The sequence below is a fragment of the Pseudobutyrivibrio sp. genome (genome assembly GCF_015057185.1).
In the GTDB taxonomy this organism is placed as follows: Bacteria; Bacillota; Clostridia; order Lachnospirales; family Lachnospiraceae; genus Pseudobutyrivibrio.
In genome coordinates this window covers 65,897-83,122 of sequence record NZ_SVEV01000016.1, presented here as the reverse complement: position 1 = coordinate 83,122, position 17,226 = coordinate 65,897, and the positions used below count along the sequence as shown (strand labels likewise).

15 protein-coding genes are annotated in these 17,226 nt (G+C 39.5%); 2 read left to right on the top strand and 13 right to left on the bottom strand.

Features of this window, described 5'->3' with window-relative positions; translation table 11 throughout:
- The 7 genes from tig to rhaB form a co-directional block, all read right to left on the bottom strand.
- The coding region (gene tig, locus E7276_RS08205; RefSeq protein ID WP_294216134.1) for a trigger factor at nucleotides 1-1,049 on the bottom strand (1,049 nt) is incomplete at its 3' end.
- Between the two features lie 203 nt (nucleotides 1,050-1,252).
- Entirely contained in the window at nucleotides 1,253-1,699 is a 447-nt protein-coding gene (gene rpiB / locus E7276_RS08200; protein WP_294216131.1) for a ribose 5-phosphate isomerase B, read from the bottom strand.
- Nucleotides 1,696-2,235, bottom strand: a complete 540-nt coding sequence (locus tag E7276_RS08195; protein ID WP_294216129.1) for a YqeG family HAD IIIA-type phosphatase — start codon at nucleotides 2,233-2,235, stop codon at nucleotides 1,696-1,698. The genes rpiB and E7276_RS08195 overlap by 4 nt, the downstream gene beginning before the upstream one ends.
- Before the next feature lie 63 nt (nucleotides 2,236-2,298).
- The gene (locus E7276_RS08190) at nucleotides 2,299-2,688 is read right to left on the bottom strand and encodes a hypothetical protein (protein WP_294216126.1); all 390 of its coding nucleotides are present in this window, start codon (nucleotides 2,686-2,688) and stop codon (nucleotides 2,299-2,301) included.
- A gap of 79 nt (nucleotides 2,689-2,767) precedes the next feature.
- Nucleotides 2,768-3,220 (bottom strand): transcriptional regulator NrdR, encoded by a 453-nt coding sequence (gene nrdR / locus E7276_RS08185; RefSeq protein WP_294216124.1) that lies wholly within the window; start codon nucleotides 3,218-3,220, stop codon nucleotides 2,768-2,770.
- A 234-nt stretch (nucleotides 3,221-3,454) separates the two neighbouring features.
- On the bottom strand, nucleotides 3,455-4,876 hold the full coding sequence (locus E7276_RS08180; RefSeq protein ID WP_294216122.1) for an arabinose isomerase: 1,422 nt from the start codon (nucleotides 4,874-4,876) through the stop codon (nucleotides 3,455-3,457).
- Between the two features lie 131 nt (nucleotides 4,877-5,007).
- A complete protein-coding gene (gene rhaB / locus E7276_RS08175; protein ID WP_294216120.1) occupies nucleotides 5,008-6,405 on the bottom strand; it encodes a rhamnulokinase in 1,398 nt (465 codons plus the stop codon).
- Nucleotides 6,406-6,615: 210 nt separating this feature from the next.
- Here rhaB and E7276_RS08170 point away from each other — a divergent pair, with 210 nt between their 5' ends.
- On the top strand, nucleotides 6,616-7,587 hold the full coding sequence (locus tag E7276_RS08170; RefSeq protein WP_294216117.1) for an AraC family transcriptional regulator: 972 nt from the start codon (nucleotides 6,616-6,618) through the stop codon (nucleotides 7,585-7,587).
- A 69-nt stretch (nucleotides 7,588-7,656) separates the two neighbouring features.
- Nucleotides 7,657-8,643, top strand: coding sequence for a diaminopimelate dehydrogenase (locus E7276_RS08165; RefSeq protein ID WP_294216115.1), 987 nt, complete (start codon nucleotides 7,657-7,659; stop codon nucleotides 8,641-8,643).
- Nucleotides 8,644-8,723: 80 nt separating this feature from the next.
- On the opposite strand, the gene purB is transcribed toward E7276_RS08165, so the two are convergent.
- The 6 genes from purB to E7276_RS08135 all read right to left on the bottom strand — a co-directional run bounded on the left by purB (nucleotide 8,724) and on the right by E7276_RS08135 (nucleotide 17,064).
- Complete coding sequence (gene purB / locus E7276_RS08160) at nucleotides 8,724-10,178, bottom strand: adenylosuccinate lyase (protein WP_294216113.1); 1,455 nt, start codon at nucleotides 10,176-10,178, stop codon at nucleotides 8,724-8,726.
- A gap of 176 nt (nucleotides 10,179-10,354) precedes the next feature.
- Nucleotides 10,355-11,800, bottom strand: coding sequence for an amidophosphoribosyltransferase (gene purF / locus E7276_RS08155; RefSeq protein ID WP_294216111.1), 1,446 nt, complete (start codon nucleotides 11,798-11,800; stop codon nucleotides 10,355-10,357).
- 147 nt (nucleotides 11,801-11,947) lie between these two features.
- Nucleotides 11,948-12,814, bottom strand: coding sequence for a phosphoribosylaminoimidazolesuccinocarboxamide synthase (locus E7276_RS08150; RefSeq protein WP_294216109.1), 867 nt, complete (start codon nucleotides 12,812-12,814; stop codon nucleotides 11,948-11,950).
- Nucleotides 12,815-12,869: 55 nt separating this feature from the next.
- On the bottom strand, nucleotides 12,870-14,414 hold the full coding sequence (gene gpmI, locus E7276_RS08145; RefSeq protein WP_294216107.1) for a 2,3-bisphosphoglycerate-independent phosphoglycerate mutase: 1,545 nt from the start codon (nucleotides 14,412-14,414) through the stop codon (nucleotides 12,870-12,872).
- Nucleotides 14,415-14,456: 42 nt separating this feature from the next.
- The gene (locus E7276_RS08140) at nucleotides 14,457-15,770 is read right to left on the bottom strand and encodes a CapA family protein (protein WP_294216105.1); all 1,314 of its coding nucleotides are present in this window, start codon (nucleotides 15,768-15,770) and stop codon (nucleotides 14,457-14,459) included.
- A 52-nt stretch (nucleotides 15,771-15,822) separates the two neighbouring features.
- Nucleotides 15,823-17,064 carry an SEL1-like repeat protein gene (locus tag E7276_RS08135; protein WP_294216102.1) on the bottom strand — a complete coding sequence of 414 codons (1,242 nt, stop codon included), beginning with the start codon at nucleotides 17,062-17,064 and terminating at the stop codon, nucleotides 15,823-15,825.
- Nucleotides 17,065-17,226: the final 162 nt, after the last annotated feature.

Genomic DNA, 17,226 nt, shown 5'->3' with positions numbered 1-17,226 from the left:
TCTGGACGAACCTGCTCACGGAATGAATCCATTGTCATACCTGTGAACTGCATGTACTGCTGAAGTGAAAGACCCTGACCTGCCATGTTGTTAGCGAAATCATTGATCATGTTCTCTACCTGGTAGTCAAGCATAGCATCTGGAATCTCCATCTCAGAATCCTCAACGATCTTTGCGATAGCTTCGTCTTCCTGAGCGCGCTTTCCTTCTGCCTTCTTATTGTTCTCAAGACGTTCCTTAACAGAAGCCTTGTACTCTTCTACTGTCTCAAACTCTGTTGTATCAGCTACATACTCATCATCAAGCTTAGGAATATCCTTGCCCTTTACTTCGTGGATGTGGCACTTAAATACTGCTGCCTTTCCAGCAAGATCAGCTGCATGATACTCTTCTGGGAATGTAACCTCAACATCAACATCCTCACCAGCCTTGTGACCGATAAGCTGCTCTTCAAATCCAGGAATGAATGAACCAGAACCAAGCTCAAGGTCATAGTTCTCACCCTTTCCGCCTTCGAATGCTACGCCATCAACGAAACCTTCGAAATCGATAACTGCTGTGTCGCCCTTAGCTGCCTTACCAGTCTTTGTAACTGTACGAGCTGCTCTCTCGAGCTCAGCCTTGATTGTATTGTTAACTTCTGTAGCTGTAACCTTTGAATCAACCTTTGTTACAGATACGCCCTTGTACTTACCAAGCTTAACTTCTGGCTTAACAGCAACTGTTGCTGTATAAACGAAATCCTTGCCCTTCTCAAGCTGAGTGATGTCGATCTGTGGCTGAGAAACAATATCAAGCTTTGACTCATCATAAGCCTGTGGATATGTCTCCTGCATAATAATATTAGCAGCGTCCTCGTAGAAAATCTCAGCGCCGTACATCTTCTCTACCATGTTCTGAGGAACTTTGCCCTTTCTAAAGCCTGGAACAGAAATGCTGTTCTTCTGCTTGTTATATGCCTTTGTAATAGCTTTATCGAGCTCAGCTGCGTCAACTGTGACTGTAAGCTTTGCCATGTTCTTCTCAAGATTTTCTACCTGTACGTTCATTTACTAATATTCCTCCTCTAACTAACTTCATCAGGTAATACTAAAGTAGGTTTAACTACAGTAAAGGTAAACTGCAATTAACTCTGACTTTTATTTCATTTCAGTCAGACTACATCTTTCTTGTCAAAATATAGCCAAAAACAGCATTGATTAGGGCCTGATGCCTAATCCCTGCCTACATAGACCAAAAAATTATATCAAAATTAGTTTTCATTTTCAATAGCAGAAATCATATCTATTCTCTGCTGGTGTCTTCCGCCACCTTCGAATTCTGCCTCTAAAAAGCTTTTTACGATGTCTTTTGCTAACTCGCTTCCAACAATACGTGCGCCAAAAGCAATCATATTAGCATTGTTGTGCTGACGAATGAGTCTAGCAGTAGCTGTATCAGAGCATACACCACAACGAATCCCTTTAATTTTATTTGCTGCAAGGGAAATTCCAACACCTGTACCGCAAATCAATACACCTAAATCAACCTCTTTGTTTGCTACCATACGAGCAGCCTTTGCTCCAAACTCTGGATAGTGACAGCTCTCTTTAGAGTCAGTTCCAATGTTAATAACCTCATGTCCAAGGCTAGTAATATACTCCGCAATTTCGAACTTTAAATCTGTTCCTGCATGATCATTTGCAATTACAATTTTCATTTTAATGGTACCTTTTTGATTTCCTTTCCGTATAATTTATAAATTCTGTATCCAATCATAATAATAGCTTCTAAAAAACGCTTTAATATGATCTGAATTTCTTCGTGCCATTTCAAAACAGGCTTGACCATCACTGAACGAATACCCGCTCTATTTGCTCCCCAGACATCAGTTAAAATCTGGTCTCCTACGAAAATCGTATTTGTCTCGTCCGTCCCCATTTGTTCCATTGCTTTTTTGTAGCCCTTTGCACTAGGCTTACCTGCTTTGTATATATAGGAACAATAGGTTACAGCCTCCTTGAAAGTTTTTACTCTTGGCTCCTTATTATTTGATAAAAGAAGGGCCTTGAAACCAATGTCATTTAATTCTTTGAACAGAGCCTTTGCTCTATCATCAGCAGGTGCATTATGGGGTACCAAGGTATTATCTACATCAAAGATAACTCCTCTATAGCCCTGCTTGTAAAGCTCTGCAAAATCAATTGAATATGTACTATCAATATAGTCTCTAGGATATAAATTACGTTTACTCATAGGCTCGATTGTAACACAATAAAAGGAGCACATCAATTGATGTGCTCCCAAAAACCTCAATTATTATAATGAAAAGTCTTCGATTCCTTTATCATTAACAGATTCTGAATTCTGTGCTCCTTTGTTTTGCACAAAATACTGATATCTATGGATAATGGAATCCTTTTGCATATTATTAACGGCCTTTTCAACGTCAAGAGATTTGATATCACTATCGCTACCTTTGAGTTCAAACTGCTCATCAGGTTTGTACTGTTTTGCAAAATCATAGGCACCAAAATTCTGAGACTTTCTAGTAGCTACGACATCTTCCTCGCTAACTGAAGTAGAAGCTATATCAACATTTTGCTTCTCCTCTGTCTCGTTGATTGACATTGAACCGATATCCTGTCTAAACTTTATTGAATTTGTATCATAGAACCCTATTGATGGGCGAATACCAGAAATATTCATCTAATAACTCTCCATATTTGCTTTTCACGTTATATATCGGTACTAAAAGCAAATACTTAACCCCCAAACGAAACTTATTTTACTTATCCAATACCCTTTTTAATTCATCCATAAATGTATTAACATCCTTGAACTCACGATATACTGATGCAAATCTAACGTAGGCTACAGGATCAACATTTTCAAGATGTTCCATTACTATCTCACCAATTTTAGTACTAGGAATTTCTTTTTCCTCTAATGAGAAGATTTCTGTTTCTATTTCATCCACTACCTTTGATATCTGAGCTGCAGAAACTGGACGCTTTCTACAAGCGATAAGAACACCACGCTCTACCTTTGTACGGTCATAAGGCTCGCGGTTATTATCCTTTTTAATTACAATCAAAGGGATGGTTTCTACCTTTTCATAGGTAGTGAAACGCTTACCACATTCTGGGCAAGAGCGGCGTCTCCTAATAGATGTGTTGTCGTCTGCTGGTCTAGAATCAATTACACTAGTATCTTGGCTACCACAAAATGGACACTTCATACAATCCTCCCTAAACAATTTATTGGAAAACAGCGTCCATTCAATAATCGTTCCGCGATGGACGCCCCGTGGCAAATAGGTACCGTCCACAAGTGACCCCCTCCTATTTGCAAACACCACAATATCTAGTATTATTTTAACAGTTCCCCCACTATAACGCAATAAAAAAGCGCAAAACCCACCGTAGAAACGGTGGGTTTTACTAAATTGTTTTTATGAAAGAATAATAAGAGATTATCTACATACAATTTCGCAAGGAACATTTAAAATCTTTGCGACTTTAAGGATTGTGTCAATGTGACGTCCTGCAGCTGCTGCCATGTGATGAGTAGGTCCTGCCTCACTCCATCTGTTAACGAATTCACGTGCTCCAATAGAGAAGCGAGTACGCATATTTGTGTCACCAAATGTAAAGATAGGTCCTTCTTCGTTAACACCTTCTGCAACGACAAACTTGAAGTTTCCATCTTTATCCTGTGTGATAGCAAGATAAGTTACATCGCCTACTGGTGGATAGAATTGTGTAAGGTATCCGCCACCTGTCTTTCCATGGAATACTGGAACAATCTTCATTGTAGGCTTCTTTGTCTGAGAAATATCAGCATCACCTGAGCCTGAGTGACCAATGATACAAATGTCTTCATTGAAATCAATAGAGTACATTTCTGAAAGCTGGCCAGTTCCTGCAATTGTCTTGAGAATAGACATAGCCATAGCAACCTTCATATCACCCTCTACTGCACAAGCAGTACCCTGCTTAATAAGCATTGAGAATGCTGGAATAAGCATTGAATCAAGGACACCAGCCTTGCCCTGTGCAAATCCATCATAGTGAGATGCAATAAGACCAAGCTTTTCATCCTTTACCCACTGCTCGAAGGCTACAACATATTTTGCCATATCCCAAACAGTCTCAACTGTTGCACCGCCTTCAATATCAAATGTATTAATAATATCCTCTGCCTTTGCACGGATTGCAGCCTCATCTGTAATATCATCAGCGATAGCCCACATTTTTTCCCAGTCGAACTGCTTTGTGTAAAGGAACATTCTATTATAAAGGTTTGTCTCATCAATATAGAGATCCATCATACCTGGGTATGGACGGCCAATCTGTGCAATGTTTGTATCTCTAAATCTACGACGTACCTGAGCTGCTCTACACCAATCTTCGATTTCTGCTGCAACGACTTCATCGCCACCTTCTACAACTCCAGTGATAACTGCATGGCGTTTTCCAGCTCTCTCTAAATCTGCTACTGCTTCACCTACAGCACCGCAAGCATAAAGCTCTCCAAGCCACTTTGGAATATCTGTATTTGCATAATCTGGAGCTTTGAGCTTCTGAACATTTACAAGTACAACAGGTACATCTAAATCACGAATTGCAGGAAGCATATTGTAGCTTGTTGCATATGTAAGCATCTGAAGGAATACAAGATCAACATCTGCTGCTCTAAACTTATCTCCTGCCTCCATAGCCTGTTCTTTTGTGGTAACCATTCCGCCATCGATTACTTCTACTGAATCTGGCATTGTCTTTTTAAATGCTGCATACTGTGCTTCGAATTCAGGTACCAACTGTGGGAACTGAGGTAAGTATGCTCCAAGTGCAATTGAAAATACACCAACTTTAGCTTTAGTATTTACTAACATTTTATTATCCTCCTTAGGTTTTGGCTCGCCTGTTACGTTTACAAACCTGACATTTTACTCCGCTCAGCTTGGAATGCTTCGCTTGAGTAAAAGTCAGAGTTTGTCAACTACAGGCTATTTAAAGTTTTATGTTACTTGTAATACTTTACGTCAAATGATTTTGCTACAGCGCTGCGGGCTTCTTCTAATGAGTTGAACTCGCCCTTTGCCAGCATCTGAACCATTACATTACCAATAGCTGTAGCCTCTCCTGGACCTGCAGAAACTGTAAGTCCTGTCTCCTTTGCTGTAAGCTCATTAAGGTATTTTGCATTTGAGCCGCCACCTACAACAAATAATGTGTTGTATTTTACCTTTTGAACTGACTCTATTTCCTCTAATGTCTTCTTGTAGCAAACAGCAAGGCTGTGATAGATTACTCTTGCAAAATCAGCCGGAGACTCTGGAACCGCCTGATTTGAATCTTTACAGAATTTAGCAACAGCATCCATCATTGATGCAGGAGCTAAGAACAAATCATCATTGCAATCTACAATAGAATCACATGTACTTGTCTCTGCCATCTCGCAAAGCTTAGCAAATGAATATTTGTCCTCTAATTCCTTTTTCACATTTTGTATCATCCAAAGGCCCATGATGTTCTTTAAATAACGGAATCTATAATCATATCCACCTTCATTTGTAAAATTAAGGTCATATGATTCTTTTGAACAATCTGCCTTCATAGCCTCTACACCCATAAGTGACCATGTGCCTGAGCTGATGTAAAGTGTGTTCTTTTCGTTTGAAGGAACTGCAAGAACTGCTGATCCTGTATCGTGTGTAGCTGGAAGCACTACTTCACAATTAAATCCAATCTCCTGAACAAGTTCAGGTCTAAAGAATCCAAGACTTGTACCTGGTACTGATACCTTTTGGAAAATATCTTTTGGATAGCCTAGCATTTCGATTAGCTCATAATCCCAATCCTTTGTTTCAGGATTAATAAGCTGACCTGTTGTTGCATTTGTATACTCCTGTACCTTCTGACCTGTAAGCAAGAAATGCATGTAATCTGGCATCATAAGTAATGTCTTTGCAGCTTTTAGCTGTTCAGGGTTCTCCTTTTTAACTGCCATGAGCTGATAAATTGTATTGAAGATTGCCTTTTGAATACCTGTTCTGGCATAAAGCTCTGGTTCAGGAATAATCTTGTAAACTTCCTTATCCATACCTTCATTTCGAGAATCTCTGTAGCCAACTGCCTGACCAATAAGCTTGTCATTCTCATCAAGTAATACAAAGTCAACACCCCATGTATCAACTCCGATTGTTTTTGGGATTTTTCCAAGTTCCTTACATTTTTTAAGGCCTGTCTTAATCTCACCAAATAGATACTCTGTGTCCCAACACATGTGTCCGTCCATTTCCTTGAGACCATTGTAGAATCTATGAACTTCCTCAAGCTCAATTCTGCCATTTTCAACTGAGCTGAGCATGAGGCGTCCACTAGATGCTCCAATATCTACTGCTGCATAATAAGTGCTCATAAATACCTCCCTTTATTATTTCGTGTTTATCTATTTAATAGTATATCTATCTTTATTTGCCAAATATATTACTAAATTAGCAAATTTATTGACCTAATTTGCACTTTGAGGTACTATGATTATTAGTATTGAATAATTTTATATCTGTCTTTTTTTGCACAATTACCAAATGCTGTCATATTTATATAAGACAAAAACTCGGGAGATACTATGAACCAAGACATATTAGAAAAGCTGCGAGCAATCACTCCAGAAGAAAGACAATTATTAAAAGGCGCCGGCGGCATCAACACTTCTATTTATAGTAATAACAATTCATCAGTTATCGATGCGGCTCTTTTATTAGAGCAAGGTAAGCTCATTGACCTTCGACCTCATACTCGCTTTGCCCATTTTCCTAAACATAGCCACAACTATGTTGAAATGGTTTATATGCTCTCTGGATTTACCAGGCATAAAGTTAATGGAAACGAAGTAATATTGCGACAAGGTGAGCTTCTTTTAATGAACCAGCATGCCACACAAGAAATTTTCCCTGCCAGAGAAAATGATATTGCTGTAAACATTATGATATTGCCTCAATTCTTTGACAATGTTCTCATGATGTTAGGCACAGAAAATTCAATGATAAGAGATTTCATTATAGATTGCCTAAAAAGCACCAGTGGGCATGTAGACTACCTGCATTTCCAAATAGCAGACATACTACCTATACAGAATCTAATGGAAAACCTTATATATTCACTACTCTATCCTGTAGAGAACCAACGATTGCTGACTCAAACTACAGTAGGTCTTTTATTCATGCATTTATTGCAGAACACCGAAAACTTAACTATCGGTGGTGATAGATTCGAAGATGAAGTCATGATGAAGGTACTTAGCCTCATAGAAGAACATTACAAGGACGGAGAACTGTCAGATATTTGCCAAGAGCTTGATACAGATTTGTACACCATCAGCAGAATCATCAAACGTCGCACCGGTCGAACTTACACAGATTTACTTCAGGAAAAAAGGATTAACTATGCAGCTTACCTTCTAACCCACACAGAGCTTCCAATTACAGACATTAGTGCAGATGTAGGTTACAACAACTTTAGTTACTTCTATAAAATATTCAAAAAGGAATTTGGTATTACTCCAAAAGAATACCGAAACCAGAATAAAATATTACAGTAACAATATACAGTTGCGTTTCGATTGCATAAGATTTAAAATGATAAAACCAAGTCAAAGGAGATAGAATTTATGAGTATTAGAATTGGAATCCTCGGATACGGAAATTTAGGTAGAGGTGTTGAGCTTGCAGTTAAGTCTGCACCAGACATGGAGCTTGTATGTGTATTCACACGTAGAGATCCAGCTACTGTTAAAATTGCTACAGCAAACATCCCTGTAGTATCAACTACTGAGGTAGAAAAATGGACTGACAAAATAGATGTGCTTATTCTCTGTGGCGGAAGTGCTACTGATCTTCCTACCCAGACACCAGAATACGCCAAATTATTCAACGTGGTAGATAGCTTTGACACACATGCTAGAATTCCAGAGCATTTTGCAAATGTCGACGCTTCTGCAAAAGTAGCAGGCAAGGTTGCTGTTATTTCATGTGGATGGGATCCTGGAATGTTCTCACTTGCAAGAGTATATTCAAATGCTATTTTACCTGATGGTAACGATTATACATTCTGGGGTAAGGGTGTTTCTCAGGGACATTCTGATGCAATCCGCCGTATCAAAGGCGTTAAAAATGCAAAACAGTACACTATTCCTGTAGAAGCTGCTCTTGAAGCAGTTAGAAATGGTGAGAATCCTGAACTTACCACACGCCAAAAGCACACAAGAGAATGCTTCGTTGTTCTCGAGGAAGGTGCTGATGCAGCTGCTGTAGAAAAAGAAATTAAGGAAATGCCAAACTACTTTGCTGATTATGACACTACTGTTCACTTCATCAGCGAAGATGAGCTTCTTAAGAATCACAGTGGCATGGCTCACGGCGGCTTTGTTTTCCGCAGCGGTAAAACTGGTGCAAACAAAGAGCATAATCACATAATCGAATATAGCTTAAAGCTTGATTCTAACCCTGAATTCACTACAAGCGTACTTATCGCTGTAGCACGTGCTGCATACCGCATGAATTCTGAAGGTATGAAGGGTTGCAAAACAATTCTTGATATTCCACCTGCATATCTTTCAGAGAAATCAGGCGAAGAGCTTAGAGCACACTTACTTTAAAAATATAAAAAGGTGTTCAGCTTATTGATTTTAGCATGCTCCCGCAGGCCAAGTTCTTCAAAAACTGAACACCTTATTTTTTAAACGTTAATCTCAGCTGTTACACCAAGAATGTCCTTGTTTGCATCAAGGATTGGATTTATTACATCACGAAGATATACTTCAACCTGGCGAGGACTACGACCTACATAACGGCTAGGCTCCATAGTTGCCTCAAGCTCTTCAAGTCCCATTGGGAACTCATCATCAGCTGCAATAAGTTCAAGAAGATTGTTCTCCTTACCCTCTACTTTGACATTCTTACCTGCTTCCATAGAAAGTGTACGAATCTTTTCGTGAAGCTCCTGTCTGTTTCCACCAAGCTTAACAGCATCCATCATGATATTCTCTGTTGCCATGAATGGAAGCTCTGACATAAGGCGCTTTGTAATTACCTTATCGTAAACAACAAGACCATCTACAACATTAAGGCATAAATCAAGCACACCATCTGTAGCAAGGAATCCCTCTGCAATTGAAAGGCGCTTGTTAGCAGAATCATCAAGTGTACGCTCAAACCACTGTGTAGCTGATGTGATTGCTGGATTAAGTGCATCAATCATCACATAACGAGAAAGTGAAGCAATACGCTCTGATCGCATTGGATTTCTCTTGTATGCCATTGCCGAAGAACCAATCTGACTCTTCTCAAATGGCTCCTCTACTTCCTTGAGGTGCTGTAATAATCTGATATCATTTGACATCTTGTGAGCTGAAGCTGCGATACCTGCTAAAATATTGCAAACTCTAGTATCTACTTTACGAGAATATGTCTGGCCTGAAACTGGATAGCATGCCTTAAAGCCCATCTTCTCAGCAATCATTGGATCAATCTTGTCGATTGTCTCATTGTCACCATTAAATAACTCTAAGAAACTAGCCTGTGTACCAGTTGTACCCTTTGAGCCAAGAAGCTTGAGTGTAGAAAGAACATAGTCTAAGTCCTCTAAGTCCATCACAAACTCATTAAGCCAAAGTGTTGCACGCTTTCCAACTGTTGTAGGCTGTGCTGGCTGGAAATGTGTAAATGCAAGTGTAGGCTGTGCCTTGTACTTCTCTGCAAAATTAGCAAGCTCTGCAATAACATTTACAAGCTTCTTTCTGATAAGTAAAAGCGCATCGCGCATAATGATAATATCTGTGTTATCACCTACGTAGCAGCTTGTTGCACCAAGGTGAATAATTCCTGCTGCCTTTGGACACTGCTTACCATATGCATAAACATGACTCATTACATCATGTCTTACTTCCTTTTCTCTAGCCTGTGCAACATCATAATTAATATCTTCGATGTGCTGCTTCATCTCATCAATCATTTCCTGAGTGATTACAGGCTTTCCATCCTGAGAAAGTCCAAGTTCCATTTCTGTCTCTGCAAGGGCAATCCAAAGCTTTCTCCATGTAGAAAACTTCTTGTCCTGTGAGAAAATGTACTGCATCTCCTTGCTTGCATAACGCTCACTAAGCGGACTTGTGTATCTATTTGTTTCTGACATATTATTCTCCTATCGTTATTATTCAATGCGGCCACCAAATGTTTGGTGTCAGCATAAATATGTAATCATTAAGTGAGCTAATTTGTAATTATCAAGCTCTGAGTATTACTCAAGCGAAGCATTCTAAGCTGAGCGGAGTGATATTCAGGCTTGAGAATGTAACAAATTAGCGGACCCTATTTATCATATTCACCCCTGATATCAGTGGTTGGTGGTTCCATTGGGTAGACGCCATCGAAGCAGCCATGGCATATTTCAAGACCATCAACCATTTCTGAAAGACGATCAAATTTTAAGTATGCCAAAGAATCTGCACCGATTATTTTGCAAATCTCATCTACAGAATGATTATATGCAATTAATTGCTCACGGCATGGCACATCTGTACCAAAGTAACATGGCCATAAGAATGGTGGCGATGAAATACGAACGTGTACCTCCTTAGCACCAGCATCTCTAAGCATTTTTACAATTCTATCTGATGTAGTACCACGAACAATGGAATCATCAATCATAATAATTCTTTTGCCCCTAACTACATCACGAAGTGCGTTAAGTTTTACCTGAACTGATGACTCACGGCTCTTCTGCTTTGGCTTAATAAATGTACGACCAACGTAACTATTTTTTACGAATGCTGTACCATAAGGAATCCCTGATTCCATTGCATAGCCCTGGGCTGCAGCGTTACCAGATTCTGGAACACCAACTACCAAGTCTGCCTCTACAGGAGAATCCTGTGCAAGAGCTCTACCCGCTTTGATACGAGCTTCATAAACAGATTTGTTATCAATAATACTATCTGTACGAGCAAAATAAATATACTCAAAAATACATCTACCATGCTGAGCCTTTGGAACACATCTGCTCTTGTCGGATTTGATTCCAAAATCTGGCGAAATAGTAACTATCTCACCTGGCTCAATATCTCGAATAAATTCAGCACCTACTGTATCTAAAGCACTGCTTTCAGATGCAATTATGTAAGCATTATCACGTTTTCCTATGCATAATGGTCTAAATCCCTGTGGATCTCTAACCGCAATAAGCTTACGTGGCGACATAACTACGAGAGAATATGCACCTTTAATTTTGTCACAAGCTTTTGCAACTGCCTCTTCAACAGTTGCACTCTTAAGACGTTCTCTAGCAATAAGATATGCTATTGTCTCAGAGTCTATAGTTGTCTGGAAAATAGCACCTGTCATGGAAAGCTCATCTCTAAGCTCCTCAGCATTGATAAGATTACCATTGTGTGCCATTCCGAGAATACCCTTTACATAAGAAAGTACAAGTGGCTGAGCATTTTCTCTGCAAGATGAACCGGCTGTAGAATATCTAGTATGTCCTACACCTATATCCCCGTGCATTCCTTCTAGAATATCCTGATTAAATACTTCGTTTACAAGTCCCATGCCTTTTTCCAAAGCATAGTTTCTCTTTGGACCATTTGTGTCAGAAACAGCTATACCACAGCTCTCCTGTCCTCTATGCTGCAAAGCAAAAAGGCCATAATAAATAGAGGAGGCAACGTCTCCGCCATCAAAATCATACATCGCAAAAACGCCGCACTCCTCATGCAAGTCGTCCCACGGAGTATCCTTCAATAATAAATCTCCCATAAAATCTCCTAATACTAACGGATTAGCATCCTCAAGAAGAATTTCTCATCGTTTTCACTATATTCTCGAAATTCTCCTTGAGGCTGCCTCTCCTTATAATTACACATTCATTTGAAAAATCTAGTACGATTTTCCTCAAGCACTGGATTATACCTCAAGCGCCTTGCCTGTAAGCAGTGTGTACGCCTCTAAATACTTAGCAATGGTCTTGTCGATAACATCCTGTGGAAGTAGGTAATCTGACTCAGGATTTGCCTTTAACCAATCACGTACAAATTGCTTGTCAAATGAAGGCTGACCATGACCTGGCTCATAGCCCTCAAGTGGCCAGAAGCGTGAGCTATCTGGTGTAAGCATCTCATCTGCAAGAACAATATTACCTTCCTCGTCGAGACCGAATTCGAATTTTGTATCGGCAATGATAATGCCTTTTGTAAGAGCATAATCTGCACATTTCTTGTAAAGAGCAATTGTATTGTCACGGATAGCTGTTGCGTACTCTTCTCCATGACCTGGGAAGTCTTTTTCAAGAACCTCTATAGAACGTTCGAAAGAGATATTTTCATCATGATCACCAATTTCTGCTTTTGTTGAAGGTGTATAAATTGGTTCAGGAAGTTTATCTGACTCTTGAAGCCCCTCTGGAAGCTTGATACCACAAACAGTACCATTCTCCTTGTAGCTTGCCCAGCCACTACCTGTGATGTAACCACGAACGATGCACTCGATAGGAAGCATTGTAAGCTTCTTGCACATCATTGATTTACCTTTGTATTCTTCATTTTGGAAAAACTCAGGCATATCCTTTACATCAGTTGAAAGCATGTGATTTGGAACGATGTCCTTTGTAAGGTCAAACCAGAACTTAGACATCTGTGTAAGAACTGCACCTTTATTAACAATCTTGTTCTTTAAAATTACGTCGAATGCAGATATACGATCTGTGGCTACCATGATAATGCTATTGCCATTATCGTATACTTCTCTTACTTTTCCTTCTTTAATTGGTTTCATAATCAAATCCTCTCTCTTTTTATTTAATTTTATTTAACAGCAATGCTGTTATTAACTATTTCTTAATAAGAAGTGACTTTCCTGTCATCTCCTTTGGCTGCTCGAGACCCATGACCTCGATAAGTGTAGGAGCGATATCGCAAAGTGCGCCACCCTCACGGAGAGTGTAGTCACTGTCATAGTTAACTAAAATAAATGGAACAGGATTTGTTGTATGAGCTGTGTAAGGCTCTCCTGTCTCATAATCAATCATCTTATCAGCATTACCGTGATCAGCACAGATGAACATTACCCCGCCCATCTCTTTAACTGCCTCTACAGCATCGCCTACAAGTGAGTCTACACGCTCTACAGCCTTTACAGCTGCTTCTATAACGCCAGTATGACCAACCATGTCTGGATTAGCAAAGTTGATAACGATAACATCGTACTTGTCAGACTTAATAGCATCTACAAGCTTTGCTCCAACCTCTGGTGCCGACATTTCAGGCTTAAGGTCATATGTAGCTACATCCTTTGGAGAATTTACAAGGATTCTTTCCTCATCCTTATTAGGCTCCTCAACACCACCGTTGAAGAAGAATGTAACGTGTGCGTATTTTTCTGTCTCAGCAAGTCTAAGCTGCTTTAAACCATTGTTTGCTAAAAACTCGCCAAATGTATTTGAAATGCTCTCTTTTTCGAAAGCAATGTGCTTGTTAGGGATTGTCTCGTCGTAATCCTTGAAGCAAGCATAATAGAGATTTAAGAACTCTCTATCGAAGCCTGTGAACTTGTCATCACAGAACGCTCTAGTAATTTCACGAGCACGGTCTGGACGGAAGTTAAAGAATACAACTGAATCGCCATTCTTTACAACTGAAAGAGGCTTTCCATCAGCATCGGTAATAACTGTAGGAAGAACGAACTCATCAGTAACACCTTCATCATAAGAAGCCTGCATAGCATCCTGAACTGATGTAGCCTGAACGCCTTCGCCCTTAACTAATGAATCATATGCCTTCTGAACACGGTCCCAGTTGTTATCTCTATCCATTGCGTAGTAACGACCAGAAAGAGATGCGATCTTACCAACACCGATTTCATCCATCTTGCTCTGTAGCTGAGCTAAGAAATCCTTACCAGATGCTGGTGGTGTATCACGTCCATCAAGGAATGCATGAACATAAACATTTTCAAGACCGTTCTTCTTGCACATTTCAAGCATACCGTAAAGGTGCTCGATGTGGCTATGTACGCCACCATCTGAAAGAAGACCCCAGAGATGAATATCTCCGCCTGTCTTTTTGCAGTTCTCAATTGCCTCTAAAAGAACCTTATTATTGAAGAAATCACCATCATTAATAGCCTTTGTGATTCTAGTTAAATCCTGATAAATGATGCGGCCGGCACCGATATTCATGTGTCCAACCTCTGAATTTCCCATCTGTCCGTCTGGAAGACCAACGAACATTCCTGATGCCTGTCCTTGAACAAATGGGCACTCAGCCATAAGTTTGTCCATAACAGGTGTGTTTGCCATCGCAATGGCATTTCCCTTTGGATTATCATTAATACCATATCCATCGAGAACCATAAGTACTACAGGTTTCTTACTCATAGAAAATCCTCCTTAATATCTAGCATGTGCTAGTACAATATATTATTTTTTTGTAATTTTCCCTTCTTCATCAATCACAGCCGAAACCGACTGATTGTTAAGGGTATCTATGATATCGCTATATGCTTTATCGTCTGTATCAAGCATGCTGGTTACTCCAGCGGAAAACTCACAAGGAATAAAATAAGTAGAGATTTCTCCAAGTGGTGATATTCGAACTTGTGCTATTCCAGTGTTATAGTCAGATGGCATTGTGGCTGTAGTTGAAAACCAGTAATTACCAAGACTATAAAAAATCGGTACATCATCCATATACTCTACTGTCTGAAGGCAATGGGTATGTCCACCTATAATAACATCAGCCCCAGCTTCAACAAAATCTCTAGCAAGAGCTAATTGATCATTACCATAATAAGTGTTACCCTCGGTTCCCCAATGTGGAAAAACAATAACATAGTCCGCATTGGCTTTTGCTTCTTTTATTGTTTCACAAAAAGCCTCAGGGTGAAGACACTTCATAACTCCCGGCGAATCCGCGGTAGCTTCTTTGGTGTAGTTCAAAGTACGTTCAATCTGAGTGGCTGCAACTATGGCAATTTTGCGCCCGCCTACAATAAAGTACACAGGCTTTCTAGCCTCTTCAAGATTCCTTCCAGCACCAACATAAGGCATAGACGCCCCATTTAAAGTGTCCAATGTATCTAAAAGACCTGTTTGGTCATAGTCATAAACATGGTTATTAGCTAAAGAAACCACATCAACTCCAAGCTCTTCTAGCAAACTAACTCTGCTAGGATCGCCTCTGAAGGTATATGCCTTTCCAGCCAAGGCCTGGCCTCTATTGGTATAGGCAAACTCGTTATTAACCATCAAAATATCAGCAGATTTCATTTCATATAGCAATTCATCTGAAAAGCAATCTGCAATGCCATTCATCTGCTGATCCATATATGTAGTAGTGGCAATTCCATCTGCGAAAGACAAATCGCCAGTAAAATCTATAACTATATCGTTTCCTTCTAAGCTATCTACAACATAGGTCTTGTCATAGTTATACAGGCCTATTCCTGTCATTTGGCAGTAATCATACCAAAGAACATGAATACTTTTACCAGTAAGCTGATACCAAATCTCCGGTGTTTCATAATTAGCATAGCTTGCTATTTGCTCAATAATATCCTCACCGTATTGGCCAGTGACCATTGCAAGAAAGGATTCGTCAATCGGATGTCCACCGATAAATGCATTAGTTGCATTGTTCATAATAACATCCCATGCATCAGACAAATCCGCTATTTCTATCAATTGCGGTGTATCAGCCTCCATATTAACATGTTCTATCTCTGCCGATTTCAAGCCACACCCCGTAAGTAAAGAGATAGTAACAATAATTGCTGTCGCGTTAAAGTTACATTTCCTCATTAATCTGTGCCTTTACTCGGACAACAGCCTCATTAGCCCCCTCATAACCTGAATTGGCAGCCATCTCATAGTACGATAAAGCTGTTTCCAAATTCCTCTCAACCCCGTATCCGTTTTCATAAAGAAAACCTAAATTAACTTGTGCAATAGGATAACCCTGAAGAGCAGCAAGTTTTTGATAATAAACAGCAGATGCAAAATCAACATCTACGCCATATCCATTGTAGTATAAATAACCTATCTCATTCAGTGCAGGTGCATATTCCTTTTCGGCAGCAATGAGATAATATTCCATTGCTTTCTCATAGTCCTTATCAACACCTATACCTTTTTCATACATCTGACCAATATAATAACTAGCCTTTGCTGAGCCGTTATCAGATGCAGCGGTAAAATAATCTAATGCAAGGTCGTTGTCTGCTTCAACACCATTGCCACGAATATACATAATTCCTAATTCAATATTGGAGTAATTAATAGCATCCTGATATTCTAAATCAGTTTTCTCTGATGTAACTACCCTGTTGAAATAATCAAATGCCTTGTTGAAATCTATAGCTACACCAATACCATGAGCATACATGTATCCCAAGTAATACTCTCCGTCAATATCTCCTGACTGTACTGCTTCTGTTAAAAGAGTAATAATTTCTTCTAACTGTTCATCTGTTTCTTCTGTATCAGTCTCTTCTTGTTCTTCTGATTCTTCTATATTCTCTGAATCTTCTGTGTCTTCAGCATTAAACGCCGAATCAGATGTATCTAAGTAATTTCCTTTTGCAAGTTTAACTCTCGCTAAACCTACTTTTGCATTTGTAATACCGGCCTCGATTGCTTGGTTGAACAATTCCTCGGCTTTATCTAAATCCTTGTCAACACCTGTACCTGTTAAATAAAAATAACCTAATGCACAAGTACCCTCAGCATCTCCTGAATCTGAAGCCATCTGGTACCAAGAAATCGCTGCATTGAAATCCTGCTTTGTATCCTCAGTTCCATACTCTAAAGTGCGGCCCAGCATAATCTGTGCTTTTGAATCACCTTCATATGCAAGAACCTCCAAACTACTGTAATTCAGTACTGAATAATCCTCTACTTCTGCACCATCTACTGCAATTTGTTCTGTATCAACAGGTTCTATAACCTCTTCTTCTTTTTCCTTGCCACAACCAGTAACAACACATAATAAAAAGGCTGTTATAAGTAATAAACGAATATTTCGTTTCATGAGTCCTCCAATTCAAAATGGACAATATACAAGTCCATCAGCGCACATTATATCATAAATAGGCTTACAAGAAAACAAAAATAGCGCACCAGAGCACTGGTGCGCATGTAAAACTTTAAGAGTTTTTATATCATATAATTGACACTTTTACCTAAATTGTCC